General features: G+C 39.8%; 16 protein-coding genes and 1 other annotated feature. Of the genes, 4 read left to right on the top strand and 12 right to left on the bottom strand.

From position 1 onward, the window contains the following. Positions 1–84 precede the first annotated feature (84 nt). Positions 85–246 (top strand): hypothetical protein, encoded by a 162-nt coding sequence (locus DESMER_RS23900; RefSeq protein ID WP_169315533.1) that lies wholly within the window; start codon positions 85–87, stop codon positions 244–246. Position 247: 1 nt separating this feature from the next. Here DESMER_RS23900 and DESMER_RS03825 read toward each other — a convergent pair whose 3' ends face one another. Then, on the bottom strand, positions 248–973 hold the full coding sequence (locus tag DESMER_RS03825) for a metallophosphoesterase family protein (protein WP_014901748.1): 726 nt from the start codon (positions 971–973) through the stop codon (positions 248–250). Between the two features lie 45 nt (positions 974–1,018). Continuing rightward, entirely contained in the window at positions 1,019–3,001 is a 1,983-nt protein-coding gene (locus tag DESMER_RS03820; protein ID WP_014901747.1) for an HD domain-containing phosphohydrolase, read from the bottom strand. A 259-nt stretch (positions 3,002–3,260) separates the two neighbouring features. Here DESMER_RS03820 and DESMER_RS03815 point away from each other — a divergent pair, with 259 nt between their 5' ends. Both DESMER_RS03815 and DESMER_RS03810 read left to right on the top strand, forming a co-directional pair. Further along, entirely contained in the window at positions 3,261–4,241 is a 981-nt protein-coding gene (locus DESMER_RS03815) for a 2-hydroxyacid dehydrogenase (RefSeq protein WP_014901746.1), read from the top strand. Between the two features lie 43 nt (positions 4,242–4,284). Further along, positions 4,285–5,460 carry a pyridoxal phosphate-dependent aminotransferase gene (locus DESMER_RS03810; RefSeq protein ID WP_014901745.1) on the top strand — a complete coding sequence of 392 codons (1,176 nt, stop codon included), beginning with the start codon at positions 4,285–4,287 and terminating at the stop codon, positions 5,458–5,460. A gap of 70 nt (positions 5,461–5,530) precedes the next feature. Here DESMER_RS03810 and DESMER_RS22825 read toward each other — a convergent pair whose 3' ends face one another. Then, on the bottom strand, positions 5,531–5,758 hold the full coding sequence (locus DESMER_RS22825; protein WP_014901744.1) for a glutaredoxin family protein: 228 nt from the start codon (positions 5,756–5,758) through the stop codon (positions 5,531–5,533). Positions 5,759–5,914: 156 nt separating this feature from the next. Between DESMER_RS22825 and DESMER_RS03805 the strand changes: the two genes are divergently transcribed. After that, positions 5,915–6,721: a carbon-nitrogen hydrolase family protein gene (locus tag DESMER_RS03805; protein ID WP_014901743.1), complete on the top strand. Its 807-nt coding sequence runs from the start codon at positions 5,915–5,917 to the stop codon at positions 6,719–6,721. Positions 6,722–6,875: 154 nt separating this feature from the next. Here the strand turns inward: DESMER_RS03805 and DESMER_RS03800 are convergent, their stop codons facing one another. From DESMER_RS03800 to DESMER_RS03760, 9 genes are all read right to left on the bottom strand, one after another. Beyond that, positions 6,876–7,883 (bottom strand): ABC transporter substrate-binding protein, encoded by a 1,008-nt coding sequence (locus DESMER_RS03800; protein ID WP_014901742.1) that lies wholly within the window; start codon positions 7,881–7,883, stop codon positions 6,876–6,878. 102 nt (positions 7,884–7,985) lie between these two features. After that, positions 7,986–8,237, bottom strand: a binding site (T-box leader). Between the two features lie 72 nt (positions 8,238–8,309). Then, positions 8,310–9,593, bottom strand: a complete 1,284-nt coding sequence (gene larAH10, locus DESMER_RS03795) for an NPN-dependent 2-hydroxyacid racemase, LarAH10 family (protein WP_014901741.1) — start codon at positions 9,591–9,593, stop codon at positions 8,310–8,312. 41 nt (positions 9,594–9,634) lie between these two features. After that, positions 9,635–10,903 (bottom strand): (Fe-S)-binding protein, encoded by a 1,269-nt coding sequence (locus DESMER_RS03790; RefSeq protein ID WP_014901740.1) that lies wholly within the window; start codon positions 10,901–10,903, stop codon positions 9,635–9,637. Positions 10,904–10,907: 4 nt separating this feature from the next. Beyond that, positions 10,908–12,299 carry an FAD-binding oxidoreductase gene (locus DESMER_RS03785; RefSeq protein ID WP_014901739.1) on the bottom strand — a complete coding sequence of 464 codons (1,392 nt, stop codon included), beginning with the start codon at positions 12,297–12,299 and terminating at the stop codon, positions 10,908–10,910. Positions 12,300–12,314: 15 nt separating this feature from the next. Further along, entirely contained in the window at positions 12,315–13,280 is a 966-nt protein-coding gene (locus DESMER_RS03780) for an MBL fold metallo-hydrolase (protein ID WP_014901738.1), read from the bottom strand. Positions 13,281–13,522: 242 nt separating this feature from the next. Then, positions 13,523–13,963 (bottom strand): acyl-CoA thioesterase, encoded by a 441-nt coding sequence (locus tag DESMER_RS03775; RefSeq protein ID WP_427854280.1) that lies wholly within the window; start codon positions 13,961–13,963, stop codon positions 13,523–13,525. A 108-nt stretch (positions 13,964–14,071) separates the two neighbouring features. Next, a complete protein-coding gene (locus DESMER_RS03770; RefSeq protein WP_014901736.1) occupies positions 14,072–15,286 on the bottom strand; it encodes an MFS transporter in 1,215 nt (404 codons plus the stop codon). Between the two features lie 335 nt (positions 15,287–15,621). Then, the gene (locus DESMER_RS03765) at positions 15,622–16,386 is read right to left on the bottom strand and encodes a MerR family transcriptional regulator (protein WP_014901735.1); all 765 of its coding nucleotides are present in this window, start codon (positions 16,384–16,386) and stop codon (positions 15,622–15,624) included. Positions 16,387–16,476: 90 nt separating this feature from the next. Beyond that, positions 16,477–16,758: a hypothetical protein gene (locus tag DESMER_RS03760; protein ID WP_014901734.1), complete on the bottom strand. Its 282-nt coding sequence runs from the start codon at positions 16,756–16,758 to the stop codon at positions 16,477–16,479. Between the last annotated feature and the right edge of the window lie 464 nt (positions 16,759–17,222).

Raw genomic sequence — 17,222 nt, 5'->3', positions numbered from 1 at the left:
GATAAAGTATAATTTGTATGCAACTTACACACGTTAAAAATAACCCACTAATTAAACAATTCTTTGAATGGAAGGGATGAAAAGATGTCAGCTGATTACAAATTTATAGCTTTAGATCTCTATCAAGAATGTATTGATCCACTGGACTCTGATACGCATTCAAAGCTGCTTGCTGAAAAGGAACAGGCTTTTCAACACGCCTGTCAATGGACGACTCTCCATCCGAATTCACCCTCTGACCTTTAACTTAGGATTTTAGCCCTCTGTAGATTCCCGTTCTTAATTCGTCGATATACTCTTGCTTCTCTGGCATGTCAGTTAATTCCGCCTGCGCTATGGATAGTTCAACATTATAGGGTACCCTGACAAGAGATATAGCTAATGATCCTTCATCTCTATTCCCTAGGTTTCCTTCAATTATTCCATAAGAAGCTTGGGTCATATCAAGTGGATTGCCGACACTTCCCACATTAAAAATTGTCTTTCCAGAAAAATTATCAATGTGGGCACTATGTATATCACCATATCCAACAATATCTGCTTCAACGTTAAGGGTTGGAGTAGCCTCAAACAATTTCAGTCGCTTATTTATTTCCGATGAAAGGTAAACTCTATGGAATAAATCATTGGGAGACGCATGGCATAGTCTCAATAATTTACCGCTAATATAAAATTCTTTATAGATTGGAAGACTCCTTAAATAATTCAGTCTCTCAATACCCAATCTATCCTGATGCCACTTAAGCACTGCAGGCCCGCTTTGTTCTGTTAGATAGCAGTCCCAATTGCCTTTAATAACTATTTCAGTCCGCGCTTTAATTAGATCGACTGTTTCAGCAGGACTAGGCCCTTTTCCCGCTACATCCCCCAAGCAAAAAATACGCTGAATATTTTTCGATTTAATATCTTCCAATACAGCTTCTAAAGCAGGCAAATTCCCATGAATATCTGATATAATTGCGATTCTCTCCATGTCGCTCTCCTTATTCCAACCCTATTACTCCAAAGGGTTTCCTAATTACGAAGCTTTAACTCTTAGAACCTTTTCAAGGAATACATTTACCACCTCAGGATCAAATTGAGTCCCGGAGTTGGTCTGAATTTCCTTAATTACTACTTCTTCCGATAATGCCTTGCGATAACTTCTTTCACTAGTCATAGCATCATAAGCATCTATGATAGCAATGATTCTTGATTGAAAAGGTATTTCTTCTCCTTTAAGCCCTTTGGGATAACCGGTTCCATTCCACTTTTCGTGGTGACATAAGACGTAATCTGCTATTTCCGACATGTCATTGACAGTGCTTAATATTCTATAGCCGATTTCCGGGTGCCGCTTTATTTCTTGCCATTCTTCCTCCGCCAGCGCACCCGGCTTATTAAGAGTTGTTTCTTCTATGGCAATCTTACCAATATCATGAAGAAGTCCAACAGTTTTGAGTTCTTCAACCTCTCCCTCTGGTAAACCTAATGCTTTCCCCATACTTTCGCATAAAGCTGATACTCTATGAGAATGCTGTTCCTCGCGCTTGTTTTTTTCATGTAGGGTATTAATGATCGCCTTAATTGTTTTACCTCTCATACTTGGACTTTCAAAAAGCTTTTTCTTATACATAAAGTCTTCAGCTTTCTTAAGCACTTCTCGAATGTCTTCATCTTTATCTAGCTTAGTTTCCCACCCGAAAGAAATAGAAATTTCAATTGAGCCAACTGTTTCATTCAAGGCTTGATTTTTAATACGTTTGACAATTTGTTCAATTTCTGCACTGGCGGTTCTAGGCAGGAGTATGACAAATTCATCTCCACCAAGTCTGGCAATTATATCATCTGCTCGACAACCTCTAACGATCACCTCGCCAACTTTTTTCAAGAGTTCATCTCCCATGGCATGACCAAAGGAATCGTTAATAAGCTTTAGGCCATTTACGTCTGCCATTACAATGGTTAATGGCAAATTCCTTGGAACATTCAGACGCATTAGTTCTTCCTCAAAGAATCTTCTATTATATAAGCCTGTTAAAACATCCTTATAGCTCAAATACTCCAGCTTTTGCTCCAAAATTTTTCGTTCACTGACATCTCGCCACACAGCATGTAAAACTTGTTTACCCCTAAGCAATATAGACGTTAACATTATTTCAACGGGAAATACTGTACCATTTTCTTTTTTGTGCCACCATTCAAATCTATATTTGCCCTGTTTTAGGGCTAACATACTAATTTCCCAGGCCTTTTCCATAGAGGAAACTCCATCTGGTTGTTTTTCAGGAGAAATGTCCCACGCGGTTTTGCCAATAATTTTTGTCTTTGAGTCATAGCCTAATAACTCAATTGCAGCCAGATTGCAATCAATAATTCGAAAATCTTTTAATAAAATTATTGCATCCGAGGAACCTTCAAATAATTTTCTAAAGGTATATTCACTGGATTTTATTACGTCCTCATTTAACTTTTGTTCAGTAATATCTTCTACCATACATATTTCACTGGGCTTATCCTTATCTTCAAAATTTAAAGTAGCAACTGTTATCTTGGCCCAAACACTTGAACCATCAGGCTTAATATAACGTTTAATTATATTAAAGTTTTCTAAGGTCTTATCATTCATTAGACCCGATTTATGGAGGTTTTCCTTGATATCCTCCGGATGAGTTAGGGACATCCAGTCAATACCAATGATTTCTTCAACCTTTCTGCCAACTATTTCTGCAAACTTTGGATTTACATCGTAAAGCTTCCCTGTCAACGTATCGCTTAAAGCAATACCTAAAGGTGCTTGTTCATACATTATCCTGAATTTTTCCTCACTGATACTCAACTTTTTTTCACTTGCAAGGTTTTGATAGTATTGATATCTTAATTCTTCTTGAGCCGCTGTAACTTGCTGAATATAGGCCTGAAGTTCTTCGTTTTTATTACGCAGATTAAATATCAAACGAGTAAACACATACATACATATAGAAACTAATGTCGCAAATAACCAGTAGCTATTTTTGTCCAAGTATCTCTCTCCTCAAAACCATAATACAGTAATTATACATTATTTCAGGTTAACATTTAATTATTTATTCGGTTCAATTAGCTTACAGATGTTTCTTGTATCAAGATTAACTTCTTCTTGAAAATTAAATAGTCTTATCTAATATTGATAAATAACATTGAATAACGAGGATATATTTAGGGATAAACTCATAATACCTCTTGCATTTGGGATTAATACTCGTATAGAATCTACTAAATTAAACAATTGGAGGTTAAACATGAGTAGGTGGAATGTTTATGTTACAAACGAAATACCTAAACCTGCACTTGACATGCTAGAAGAATTTTGCGACATGGAGGTCAATCGTACTGGCAAGGTTCTAGAAAAATCTGTTCTATTAGAAAAGGTCAAGGGAAGAGATGCTGTTTTAAGTTTACTTACTGATCCTATAGATGCTGAAGTCATGGATGCAGCTAAGGGAGCTAAGATCTTTGCTAACTATGCGGTAGGCTTTAATAACATAGATATTCCCGCCGCTACCGAACGAGGGATTATGGTCTCTAACACTCCTGGAGTGCTTACTGATACTACTGCAGAAATGGCCTGGGCGTTATTGTTTTCTACGGCTCGAAGAGTCGTTGAATCTGATAAATACTCGAGAATGGGGAAATATGAAGGTTGGGGCCCGATGCTTTTTCTAGGGCAACAAGTAATGAACAAAACTGTTGGCGTCATTGGTGCCGGCAGAATCGGATTGTCCTTTGCCAAAAGAGCAAAGGCCTTTGATATGAAAGTACTCTATTCTGATGTTGCGGCTAATCCTGAATTCGAAAAAGAAACAGACGGTCAATACGTTAGTCTGGAGACTCTTCTCCAAGAATCCGATTTCGTTTCAGTTCACACTCCACTTCTCCCCGAGACCCATCATTTGTTAGGCGAACGGGAGTTTAAACTTATGAAGAACACTGCAATTCTGATTAACACCTCCCGCGGCCCGGTAGTGAATGAAGCAGAGCTGGTCAAAGCTCTGCAAACTGGTGAAATATGGGGCGCAGGACTTGACGTTTATGAGTTTGAGCCGGAATTTGCTCCGGGTCTCTTGGAACTGGACAATGCTATAGTATGCCCCCATATCGCCAGTGCTACGTTTGAAACCCGTACAAAGATGGGTATTATTGCCGTAACTAACATCTTAGCGGCCATGAGGGGAGAACTTCCACCGACTTGTTTAAATCCCGAAGTATTCAAGAATAATTAGTAAAGTAAACTAAAATAAACTTCCCGCGAAAGAGGTGTTTGAAATGAAAAATGTATTTGCAGATAGAATGTCTTTACTGGGCACAGAAACTGCTTTCGAGGTTTTGGCAAAAGCCAAAAAATTAGAAACGCAGGGCAAAGACGTGGTTCATCTGGAAATTGGCGAACCAGATTTTGATACTCCTCAGAATATTATTGATGCTGCCTGCCAGGCTCTTACCAGTGGATATACTCACTATACACCTGCTCCCGGCATCCCTGAAGTCAGAGAAACAATTGCCCAATATATCAAGAAGCAAAAAAAAGTTGATGCCTCCGCTGAAGATGTAGTAATCGTACCCGGTGGAAAGCCAATTATGTTTTTCTCTATTATGGCAACGGTAAACCCCGGAGATGAAGTTATTTATCCCAATCCCGGCTTTCCCATCTATGAATCCGTTATTCGCTTTGTGGGTGGAACACCCGTCCCTATCCCTTTGCGTGAAGAAAATCAATTTAGATTAGATGTTAATGAGCTAGCCCAATTAATTACCCCCAAGACAAAAATGCTCATCATAAATTCTCCCGGAAACCCTACTGGTGGAGTTCTCACGAGTGATGATATTAAAGCCATCGCCGATTTAGTAAGAGGAAAAGATATCCTGGTTCTGGCTGATGAAATTTACGATCGAATTGTGTACACTGATACTCCTCTGCTTTCTATAGCATCTTTACCAGGTATGAAGGACTGGACCATTATATTGGACGGGTTCTCTAAAACCTACGCCATGACTGGCTGGCGATTAGGTTATGGGGTTATGCACCCCGAAATAGCCGCTCGAATTGCTCAACTGATGGTTAATTCTAACTCCTGCACTTCTGCTTTCACTCAAATGGCTGGTAAAGAGGCACTCACAGGGCCCCAAGGTGAGGTTGAAAAAATGGTCGCGGAGTTTAAGAAACGCCGTGATATCATGGTAAATGGCTTAAACTCTATTTCTGGAGTAAGCTGTCTTCTACCCGAAGGTTCTTTCTATGTATTCCCAAATCTCAAATCTTTCGGAAAAGATACAAAGGAAATAGCAGATTACCTCTTAAATGATGGGGGGGTCGCTTGCCTAGGCGGTACTGCCTTTGGTTCCTATGGTGAGGGGTATCTGCGTTTTTCCTACGCAAATTCAGTAGCTAACATCGAAAAAGCTTTGGAGCGCATCGAAACATCTTTAGGCAAAATCCGCTAGTAAGTAAGCTCTTAGTCTCATAAGAAACCGCTGGGCAATATCAACCCAGCGGCTTCTTTCTGTATTCTACTTAATGTACAAGAGCGAGAATCTTGTCCTTATTGAAGCCCACAACAACTTCTTCCCCTACTAAGAATGTAGGGACACTATTGATGTTCCGCTTCTGCAACTCTAATAAAGCTGCTTCGTCATTACTAATATTCTTCTCTTCAAAGGGGATATTGTTTTGCGATAGAAACTTCTTCGCTACTGAACAGTAGGGTCAGGTATTGTTAGAAAACATAGTGACATTTTTCATTGTCTTAACCCTCCTTATTTTTAATGTTTAGTATTGCATTAATTTAAGTTTTCATTCTCTATAATTTTTTTAAGTCATAGAGTTATAATACTCATATAAACGTCATATGGGTAGATGCTTCGTCTTGAACCAAAGACAAAGGAGGCTTACAAATAAGTGTTAAAGATCGCTTTGTGTCAACTTCCCGTTAACCCCAATAAACAAGACAATCTAAAACAAGCCGCTATAATGCTTGAAGAGGCTTCTGCTGCCGGGGCCCAGCTTGCAGTTTTGCCTGAAATGTTTAATTGTCCATATGACATACATTGTTTCCGTGACTATGCGGAAGTCATTCCCGCGGGGGAAACAACAAAGGCTCTCTCAAAATTAGCGCGTTCCAATGGCCTTTTTCTTGTTGGGGGTTCAATTCCTGAACTTGTTGACGAACTTCTCTATAATACAAGCATCGTCTTTAATCCCCAAGGAGAGATTATTGCCAAGCATCGCAAGGCACATCTATTTGATGTATGCGTCAAAAATGGGATCAAATTTATGGAATCCGAGGTTCTTTCCCCGGGAGACTCTGTGACTCTGTTTGAAACTCCTTGGGGCAAATTCGGCCTGGAAATTTGCTATGATATTCGTTTTCCGGAATTGACTAGGAAAATGGCTAAAGAAGGGGCACTTCTTGTCATTGTCCCTGCCGCCTTCAACCTGACTACCGGTCCGGCTCACTGGGAATTATTATTCCGCAGCCGTGCCCTCGATAACCAGATCTTCATGCTGGGCACATCTCCAGCCCGTAATCCTCAAGCATCCTATATCGCCTATGGTCATTCAATAGCTGTTAATCCATGGGGACAAGTAATTGCTAAATTGGATGAAAGACCGGGGACTCTCATAGCAGATCTTGATTTTAATGAAATTGAAGAAGTCAGAGAGGCAATCCCGATTTTAAAGCAGCGTCGAGAGAATCTCTACTGAAATTCGATATTCATCAAACTAAAAATCTAACAGAAAACAAAAGGTACTTGTTAACACATGCTTAACATTAAAAAAATTTCGAGAAAGTAAAGATCCTTCCTGCACCTCTTTGAGGTACTGGAAGGATCTTGTTGATCTGATACTATCTTAGATATTATTTGCTAAATACTTGAGCAGCTTCCTTCACAACATCTTCAGGGAAATTGACTCCGATAGTTGCTGCAGTGTCTTTATTGAGATAAATCTTCATGTCTGACATGGTTCTGACAGGTATCTCCCCAGGATTCTTCCCATTTAATATCTCTACGCCCATATCGGCGGTCTCTTTACCCAGGACACTGTAATCTATGCCGTATGTTGCCAATCCTCCATCTTTCACCAATGAATCAGCTCCAACATAAACTGGTATCTTGGCATTATTAGCTATCTGGGCTACCAGTGGCATCGCCGTAGCTACTGTATTGTCAATGGGCAAGAAAATGATATCAACTTTTTCAACTAGAGATGTAGCTGCCTGTTGAACATCTGCAGAACTGGTTACGGTGGACTCAACAATTGTTAGGTTATTTTTGTTAGCATATTCTTTCAGGCCCTTAATCACGATCAAGGAGTTCGTTTCACTGGAATTATATAAAGCACCGATTGTTTTAAAATTCGGGGTAATGCGCTTGGCCAGCTCCATTATCTTTTCAGCTGAAACGGCATTTGAAGTACCAGTCACGTTTCCTCCCGGCTTTTCCAGATTAGTAACTACTCCAGACCCTAAGGGGTCTGCACAAGCTGCAAAGAGGAGGGGAATATCCTTTGTTTGACTTACAGCTGCCTGTACCGAGGGCGTGGCAATAGCAATAATCAGATCATACTTATTGTTAACAAATTTACTGACAATTGTCTTTAACGTAGACTGATCCCCTTGGGCATTTTGATAATCAATGGCAATATTTTCCCCATCTTTAAACCCTTTTTCACTTAACTGGGTAACGATTGACTCCTTAATGGTATTCAGGGATGGATGTTCAACAATTTGCACGATACCAATATTCTTCTTAGCTGCAGACTTGTCAGGAGTTTCTGTTTTACTAGGTGAACAGGCTGTTAGGGATAACACTAAGGTCATGGTCATTAACACTGAGATCATCATTCTGGCCAATTTTCTTTGCATAAAAATACCCCCTTCAAAATAGATAACTCTCCGGCAACTGCATGTTCAATTCTTTTTAAAGAATTAAACGGTGAAACAGAAAAAATAAAACGCCTATCCTAAAATAAGGACAGACGTTAATCTGCGGTACCACCTTAATTGATGCATAAATATACATGCATCCTCTCATGCAGAGTGCCAACACACCCTCAGCCCGATAACGCTGGCTTTGCGTTGGTAACTACTAAAGCAAGGCGCTTTTTCGTTCCACCCTCTGAGGCCCATTTACCCGCTCCGTTACCTGTCAAGCTTCCACCCTACTCGACTCTCTTTGAGGTTGGTCATGCGGTTTTACTTCCCCATCCACGGTTTATATGATAATAACACCCATATGCCAATAATTCAATACCTCGCCAAAAATATTCTCATACCTGCATTCATTTCTTTCTATGAGATAATCGGAAATGTACTTCCACCGTGAGGCATTATGTAAACGAATTGAGGCTGATTCCCAAGGATTTGCCTCGCTAATTGCCAAGCTTCTTCTATTGAAGAGGCTGGAAGCATCTTCATCCGTCTCACCACATCATCTGTCAGAGAACTCACTAAGATGACCGGGGTCTTTCGGCAAATGCTTGCCGTTCTCAAGCTTACAAAACCAGGCATTGTAAAATCAGCATGAAGCCTGGCACTCATATCCTCAACGTCACCATGATTAAAAAACTCCTCAAATGGCCGAGAACCGATCCCATCTGAGCATTCACTCACCAGGATAATGATTCCGCCCTCTTTAACTGCATAGGTAGCATTATCTAAGGCTTTGATAGATTGGTAAAGTTGGGTATCTTTCGGGTATCCCCCGCTTGAAACAAAAACTAGATCTGCTTTTTCTTCGATTTCTATACCAAAGATTTCTTCGGTTACACGACAGCCTGCTAAATGTGCCTGCTGTAACTCACCCGCCGCAATATAAACAAACTCTTTCTTTTCGTTAACGACAACATTTAGGATAAAATCTGCACCAACGAGGCGAGCAATTTCTAACATGTCTTCGGCAACCGGATTTCCTTCCATTTTTCCGGTCTGAATGTTGGGACTAAGTCCTGATGGCCCTGCATCTTTCAGTGCCAGAGAATGGTTTTTTTGAATCATTTCATAGCCGCAAACACCGGGGGCAATTGACTTACGTCCCCCGCCAAATCCTGCCAACAAATGATAGGCAATTCCTCCGGTCAGAATTACTTTGTCGGCCTCCCAGACCCGTCGATTTACTTTTATGGGAGTACCTGCCGTTGAAACTCCTAAATCAACTAAGTCAGGTGCATTACACTCATGATCATGTATTGACACTCGCTCTAAAACCTTTTTCCCGCAAATAGCTGTGTGTTCCTCCAGTGTTTGCAAACGGTGATCTCCTGTTGCCGTAACAATGGAAATATCCTCATCTGGTACACCAGCCTCATTAAGCACATCAAGCAAAATAGGTAAAAGCACATCTGTCCTAACCCAAAGCCGAGTAATATCACTAACGATGATTACTACTCTGTCACCGGGATTTACCACCTCAATCAGTGGAGCCGTGCCAACAGGATGCGCTAACGCCTGCCGAACAGCTTTTTCAATATCTACTATTGGCTGACTAGCTTTAGCTTCAATCTCCCGAACCTGAACTGAATCCGGCAACTCAAAAGACAGTATTTCTTTTCCATAGCTAAGTTTAAAACTACCCAAGGCCCTTCCCCCTATACCCCCAAATTTTTCGTTATCCTACGCTACTTAGATTCATAAGCCATCTCGATTAGTTGTGCCGTATGCATCACTTGTACCGAAATCCCCTGTCGGTTAAGACCGTCAGCGATATGCATCCGACAGGCAGAACACCCCGTTACTAATAATTCTGCCCCTGTCTGTTTGATTGTGTTGACTTTATGGTCATTGATTTTAGTCGAAAGTTCGTAGTGATATAAGCTAAAGGACCCCCCACTTCCGCAGCAGGTATCCGCTTTGTCCATTTCCTGAAAAACCACTCCTGGGATACTTCTAATAATTTTCCTAGGTTGAGCTTTTACTCTTAGCCCTCGAGCAAGGTGACATGGATCATGGTAAGTCACCTTTAACGGTAAATGTCCCATTTTATCTTGGAATCCCTCTAGAGCTACTACTAATTCTGTAAAATCCTTGACCATAGAGCCAAGTTTCTTGGCCTTTTCTATATAAATCGGATCATCTTGCAATAATTCAGCATACTCTTCCTTTAAGCTTAAACCACATGTTCCACAGGCCACGACTACCGAGTCATAGTTTTCTTTCAGAAGAACATCGATATTGGCCTTAGCCATTGTTTTTGCAGTTTCATAGTCCCCATTAATGCGAACAGGAGTACCGCAGCAGTTTTGAAGGGACGGAATTCTGACTTCTACTCCATTTCTTTTAAGGACATTGATTACTGCACGGCCAGTATCTGGGTAAATATAGTTAATCATGCATCCGGTAAAAAAGGCCACCTTCATTTTTGCTTCAGGGACATTCACAACTTCTGGATACAAACTTTTAAAAGTTCTCTGAGCCAGAGGAGAAAGAAGTCTCCTCTTATCTAGTCCCAGGGACATTCTGGGCAACATTCCTTGCCCTTCAGGCCCTTTTCGAAAAACAAGGCCTTGAAAAAATCTACCCGTTCGCATTCCCATATCGAATAACCACCGGTTTTTTAATACTAAGCGAAAGACTAGATTCTTAAGGGGAGAGAGTCCTTTCTTTTCGGTAATTTCTTTGCGAGCTGCCTCTACAAGCTTGTCCACTTTCACCCCACTAGGACAGTTTGCCACACAGGCCTTGCACATTAGGCATAAAGACATTTTATCAATTAAACCTTCAGATAGATCTAAGTCTTTATTAATAACTCCCCGTATAAGCTTAACTCGTCCTCTGGCAACCGTAGATTCCACCTGTAACTCCTTAAAAACAGGGCAAACATTTTGGCAAGCACCGCACCGAATGCACCGGATAGCTTCATTCTGCCAAGATTCTAATGAACGGTTCATTCTATCACGCTCCAAACATTACACCTGGGTTCAAAAGATTATGTGGATCAAGGGCCTGTTTAATTTGACGTTGCACCGCTAGTCCTGCTTCCCCAGTTTGTATAGTTATAAATTTAGATTTTGCCCGGCCAATACCATGCTCACCACTTAAGGATCCTCCCAATTCTACGGTGACAATAAAGATCTCATTAATCGCCTTTTCGACCCTTGCCATCTCCTCAACATTTGTCTCATCAGTTAGGATTGTGGCATGCAAGTTTCCATCTCCAGCATGTCCCAGGATTGCAATTATAAGGTCATATTTAGCGGCGATTGCTTGAATACGGTTCACAGCGGCAGGAATACTGCTTCTGGGGACTGTAGCATCTTCTCCAATGATGGTAGGTCTAAGCCTGGATACAGCAGCGAAGGCGGAGCGCCGAGCCCGCCATAATTCCTCAGCTTCCATTTGTGTGCTTGCTATACGTATTTGAACTGCTCCTAGTCCTTTGCAGATTTGCTCTATTTTTCTAATTTGCTTCCCTAATATTTCTGAATCTCCATCTACTTCTATTAAGAGGACTGCACCGGCATCTATAGGCAGCCCGACCTTCGCATACTCCTCGATATTCTTGATGTAGATGTTGTCCAACAATTCCAAGGAACAAGGAATTAACCCTGCAGCAATGATTTCAGAGACCGTCTCACAGGCTTGGGCAATCTCAGGAAAAACTGCCATCATAGTGTTCTTGGCTTCCGGTAAAGGAATGAGTTTAACAATAATTTTTGTTATTACACATAAGGTTCCTTCTGAACCTATGAATAATTTCGTCATATCATATCCGGTTACATTTTTCATGGTTCTTCCGCCAGTGTTAATAACTTCTCCCGAGGGAAGCACTACCTCTAGACCAATAACATAGTCTCTAGTTACTCCATACTTCACACCACGCGGCCCTCCTGCACATTCCGCTACATTACCCCCCATGGTTGAGAAAGCTTGACTGGCCGGGTCAGGTGGATAAAAAAGTCCCATTTTCTCAGCTTCACCCTGTAATTGAGCGGTAATTACACCCGGTTCAACTACCGCAATTAAATTTTTGCGATCAATTTCCAATATCTTGTTCATTCTCTTAAGAACCAAGATTATGCAATCTCCTAAAGAAACGGATCCTCCACTGACGTTTGTTCCTGCACCTCGTGGTACAATCGGAATCTTTTCCTGATTGGCAATCTTAATAATCCGGGCTATTTCTTCAGTGCTTCCCGGATAAACAGCTACTCCAGCCAAGTCTGTATTAAGATCTGCCTTCACAAATGAAGCATCATAGGTATAACAGTATAGATCTTCTAGAGCAGTGTATATATTATCTTTCCCCACAATTTCACTTAGTCTCTGAATAGTCTCCGGTCTCAAACTAAAATGCCTCCTTTATTTAAGCCCATAAAGCAGGACTTCTCCCTCTATTGACCTTTCTACAACCCCAGTATGTACTAAATGCTCTAAATGTGATAAAGCCTCTCCGGAAGCAAACCACTTTTGAGAAGAAGGAAAGTCCGCCCATTTCTTATGACTTAAATCCCAGTGCATAGATGCTGCCATTTCAACAGGTGTCTTCCGGCCATCTCTTAATATAGCCCCAATCTCCTTGAGACGTTCTTCGTGATGAAGCAAAAGCTCACTTATTCTTCTTCTGTGATCACTAATGATCTTTCTATGAGCGGTGAATAGATAAGCAATTTCATACTCATGTACTTTTTCAAGACTCTTGAAATAAGTCCCTAAAATATCTTGCTCGAATCCCCAAAAGGTTATATTTGGAGTTATTTCATCAAGTATATGATCCCCACCGAAAAACAGCTTATGCTTTTTCTCATATAAGCCAATGTGTCCAGGCGTATGCCCCGGTATTTCTACGACTTCCAAACAATAATCTCCAATAATCAGTTGATTCCCTTCGTTTAACGGGTTGTATTCAAGAGGCTCAGTCCTTTTAGTTCCGAACTCCTTGCCAAATTTTATGGGATTTTCCCCTTCAAATCCTAGAAGTCGATTGAGTGATTTAAAAAAACTATCCCTCTGGGATGTTTGATTGGAGATTTCTCCATCGATTTTACTAAAATACACCGTTGGCACTCCCAGCCCTTTAAGAACATGTGCCAAACCTGAATGATCTGTATGCATATGAGTTATGAGCAGCTCTGTCTTCTTTAAGTCAAGGTTTAGTTCCTCTAGCCCTCTCATCAACTCATTCTGGCACTCTGGTGTATTGAAACCTGTGTCAATGACTAAATTTCTGCTTTCCGATTTTACGATATAACTATTAATTGATTTCAAAGGGTTTTTAGGGAGAGGTATTTCGTTCAAAAATATGTTGGGGTAAACTTCATTTACCATTGTAAAGCCTCCAGATCTAGTAAACTACTTGACATCTAAATCCTAACTGTCTTTATCCATTATACCTCGTTTAACTATCAATGTAACTGTTGACCAAGGTATACTTCATAACCTTCCTGATGAACCATATTTACATAGCCCTTCCACGTAATGCCACAAGACTTTCTCTAATTAACAAATAAGACTCGCAGAATATGGGCTAGTATTAGGCATATTCTGCGAGTCTTATTTGTTAGGTATTATCAGTTCAAATTCATCTTTTCTATTCTTGCAATAGATTCTTTAATCTCCATAGGAATATCCGCTTTTACTGAAGCATTATAATCGTAAATGACAATAACGCCTTCTCCTGCGGCCACTACTACTCCCATTTTATCACTAACAATTACATACTCCATAACAAAACTCGATTTACCTATTGACTTAACCTTAGCCCCCACAGTTATTAGATCTGGGTAGCTCAACGGCTTGAGATATTTACACGTCGTTTGGGCCAAGATCGGACCGATTCCCGTCTGTGATTTCAGCTCATTCATTCCGATCTCTTGAAAATATTGAATACGTGAGCTTTCAAAGTACCTCAAATAATAAATGTTATTAACATGCCCGTAAGAATCCATTTCCCCCCAAGCTATCGGTATTTTTACTTGGACAGGAAAATCCTTCAAATCCAATCTAGCCACCTCCAATAATTTGTCTAGGGAATATAGGATCAGCAAAAATTACAACTGCAGTTAATATCTAAAGTTCTCTGAAAACTCTTATATTCCTTTGAGAATGCCCAAAATTATTTAGTCTATGAAAATTGTTCCCTTAGCACTTTGAGCATTGAACAAGGGCACTAAAAACAGCAACCCTACAATATACAAAACTCCCGCCGCTTCATACATAGCAACCAATGTAAACATTTCTTTAAGTACTCCTGCCATGCTCATAGTTAAAACCATAGCCCCAGTATACAAAGGCATCAAAATTCCGTTGACTCTTCCAATAAACTCGTTGTCTGAGTTTTGAAGCATCATCATATTGATGCCGATCATAATACAAGGAAGGACTAATCCCATTAATAGATGAACCAGATAGGTTAGCCACGGAAAGGTAGAAAAACCGCAAATCGCTAAACCAATTGCCGAGATAAACATCCCAAAGGCCAATAGTTTTTGTGGTGAAATTGCTTTTGCAAAAATCATTACTATGATTCCACCGGCCAGCATCCCTAATCCATTGAAGGTCATGAGCCATTGCAAGCTCTCTTTTGGTAAACCCAACCGTTCAGTGATCAAAAAAATTCCTAATGGTTGAACAAGTCCCCCTCCTAAGCCAGCTGCCAAGAAGCATAAACCTAAAAGAGTAAGAGTTTTCTTCGCCAGCACATAATGAATACCGGCTTTCATTTCTTGACCAAGAGTTGTGACGGGTTTTTGAATAGCGCTTACACTGTCTACAGGAAGGAATGTTAAGGAACCTGCTGAGAGCAAAAACGCCAGTCCCATAATAGAAATCGAAACCATAATCCCAAACTTATGATAAACAAACGTGCCCAGAATCGGCCCGAGGATCATAAAGATTGTAAAGATCGTTTGATAAATTGACATTACAGCTTGAATTCTCTCAGGAGGTAAATGTTCCTTGATCAGCTTCATACCTGAGGGTTGCGAAAATTGGGATAAGATGGCGGATATAATAGTTGTGAAAAAGACAGCTTTCCAGGTACCAAATACCAATGTACCCAAAACCCCAAATACTGAAATAGCACTTAGAATATCACACCAGATCATTGTTCGCTTTGGACGCCAACGGTCTGCAAAGGTTCCGCCGATAAAAGAGAAAATAAAAATCGGCGTATATTCAGCTACGGAAATCATTGAAATAGCAAGTGCATTCCCATTTGTCTGTTCCATTACGAAAAGTAAAACTGCAAAATTCCGAACCCATATTCCAATTTGTAAGAATAGCGCAGACCCTAAGATTGCTCGCACTAGTCGATTGCCAATTAAATCTAGCATAAAAACCTCCTGCCCATTATTCTTGGACAGGAGGTAAGTCATTTCAATAAAAAAACATACGTCGCATATACACCAAGGTATACATCCTTTTAGCGATGCGATCATTTGTCAATTAAAAATGCTCATACTAATCCTATCCTAGAAAAACACTCGTCATATTAACAAGAATTTCATTTTTGGAAATAAGAATTAGTAGCGCATTATGTTTTTCTTCACCCTTTCTTGACGAACCCAACTTAAGGCTATAACATTTGTGAAACTTAGTCAAGATCATCACTAAAACATTCTTCCCATAATTGATATTGAGAATGTCGCTGCCTTAAACGAACAGTACTCTATACTTTTTGACCGGTGTAGATAAAGATAGCATCTCTAAGGAACTCCGCCGCGCCTGGTTGCTTCTCATCATAGTATGCTGTAAATCTGGGATCATCTACATACATCTGGGCAAGTCCCGCATGGGCTTCTTTTGAATAAATATCCCATGTATAGCAGAGCCACTGTCGATGTAGATCAGCGGTTTTTTGGGCAAGTTCTCCCGCCGGATCACCTGTTCTGAATGCAGCATACAGCGTTTCATTGACCTCTTTAGCAAGCTTTGTCATTACATCATATTGTTCTTGAGTCATCCCTTTGAATTTTTGGTTAGACTTATTAACTGTGTCGTCTCCATATTTCTCACGGATTTCCTGTCCATACTTCCCTTCATTATCATCCACTAACTTTTGCTTAAAGCCTTCAAACTTTTCTTTATCCGACATAATAATTCTCCCTTCGTTTAAGGCGATTGTTTTTTCAACATTGGCAATCAACACATCTAATTGCTCTTTTTTTTCGAGCAGTTTCTCACGATGTACTTGCAGTGCTCTTAGTCCGTCAAAATCAGGTTCTGTTAAAATGGTTTTAATATTGTCCAGACCCACACCCAGCTCTCGATAAAAAAGAATTTGTTGTAAGCGATTCACTTCAGCAGATCCATAAATGCGATACCCTGATGAATTAATTCTTGCCGGCTTAAGAATTCCTATTTCGTCATAATATCTCAGAGTACGAGTACTGACACCTGCCAGATGACTTAATTTTTGCACCGTATATTCCATGTCATCACCTCCCGATGAATGCACTATATACCTTTACGTAACGACAATGTAAATAGGCAAAATCAAATCCTTTTGTGGAATTTCAAAAAACTATGATTTCTTCTTGAGTAAATCAAAGATTAGTCCTGTAACTGCCCCTCCAACTGAGCCCGCAAAAAGCATCAGCGATAGCATCAAATTTGCCAAATCTTCAAATCCATTTACGTTATTAGCGTTATTTGCGATATATAAATAATAGAGTCCTGCTAATAGACATAGCAGAGCTGGCAAGTATTTAGTAATTTTGTTTTTAAATGATAGCTTTGCTAAAAGGAATGTTAGTCCTATACAAGCTAGCGCAATTCCAAATAACACTAATATTAATCGGTTCAATTAATTACCTCCCTTATTTACTCCTTCTCAAAACCTATATTACTAGCTCAAAGTTTTAACCCTCTTTTATCTAGGTATGTTAGGTATACCTCTTCAACCTAATATTTTAATGAGAGCAGTCCTGATAGACTAATTATACCCAAATATAAATTCTAATTAATTTGTTAGAATTTTAAATTTCTCAAGAAACATCAAGTTTTTAATGTTATATTTTACAATATTTGTTATTTTTTACACATTTATGCTATTATTACTTAAGTTTAAAACACTAAGTTATGAATAAACTATTTACACCTCTATAATTTTTATCCATCCGTCTAAAATCCTTTTATCTACTTCAATCTACATCAAACTAACATAATTGACTCTTAGAAATCGGCCTTAATTTAAAACACAAATCAGAATTTTTTGTAATTGTTTTATAACTCATAATATGATTGTATTTTCAAAACACTTATACTTTT

The organism is Desulfosporosinus meridiei DSM 13257 (assembly GCF_000231385.2).
Classification (GTDB): Bacteria; Bacillota; Desulfitobacteriia; order Desulfitobacteriales; family Desulfitobacteriaceae; genus Desulfosporosinus; species Desulfosporosinus meridiei.
The sequence above is the reverse complement of the archived record's forward strand: the minus strand, read 5'-3'. Positions and strand labels throughout refer to the sequence as shown.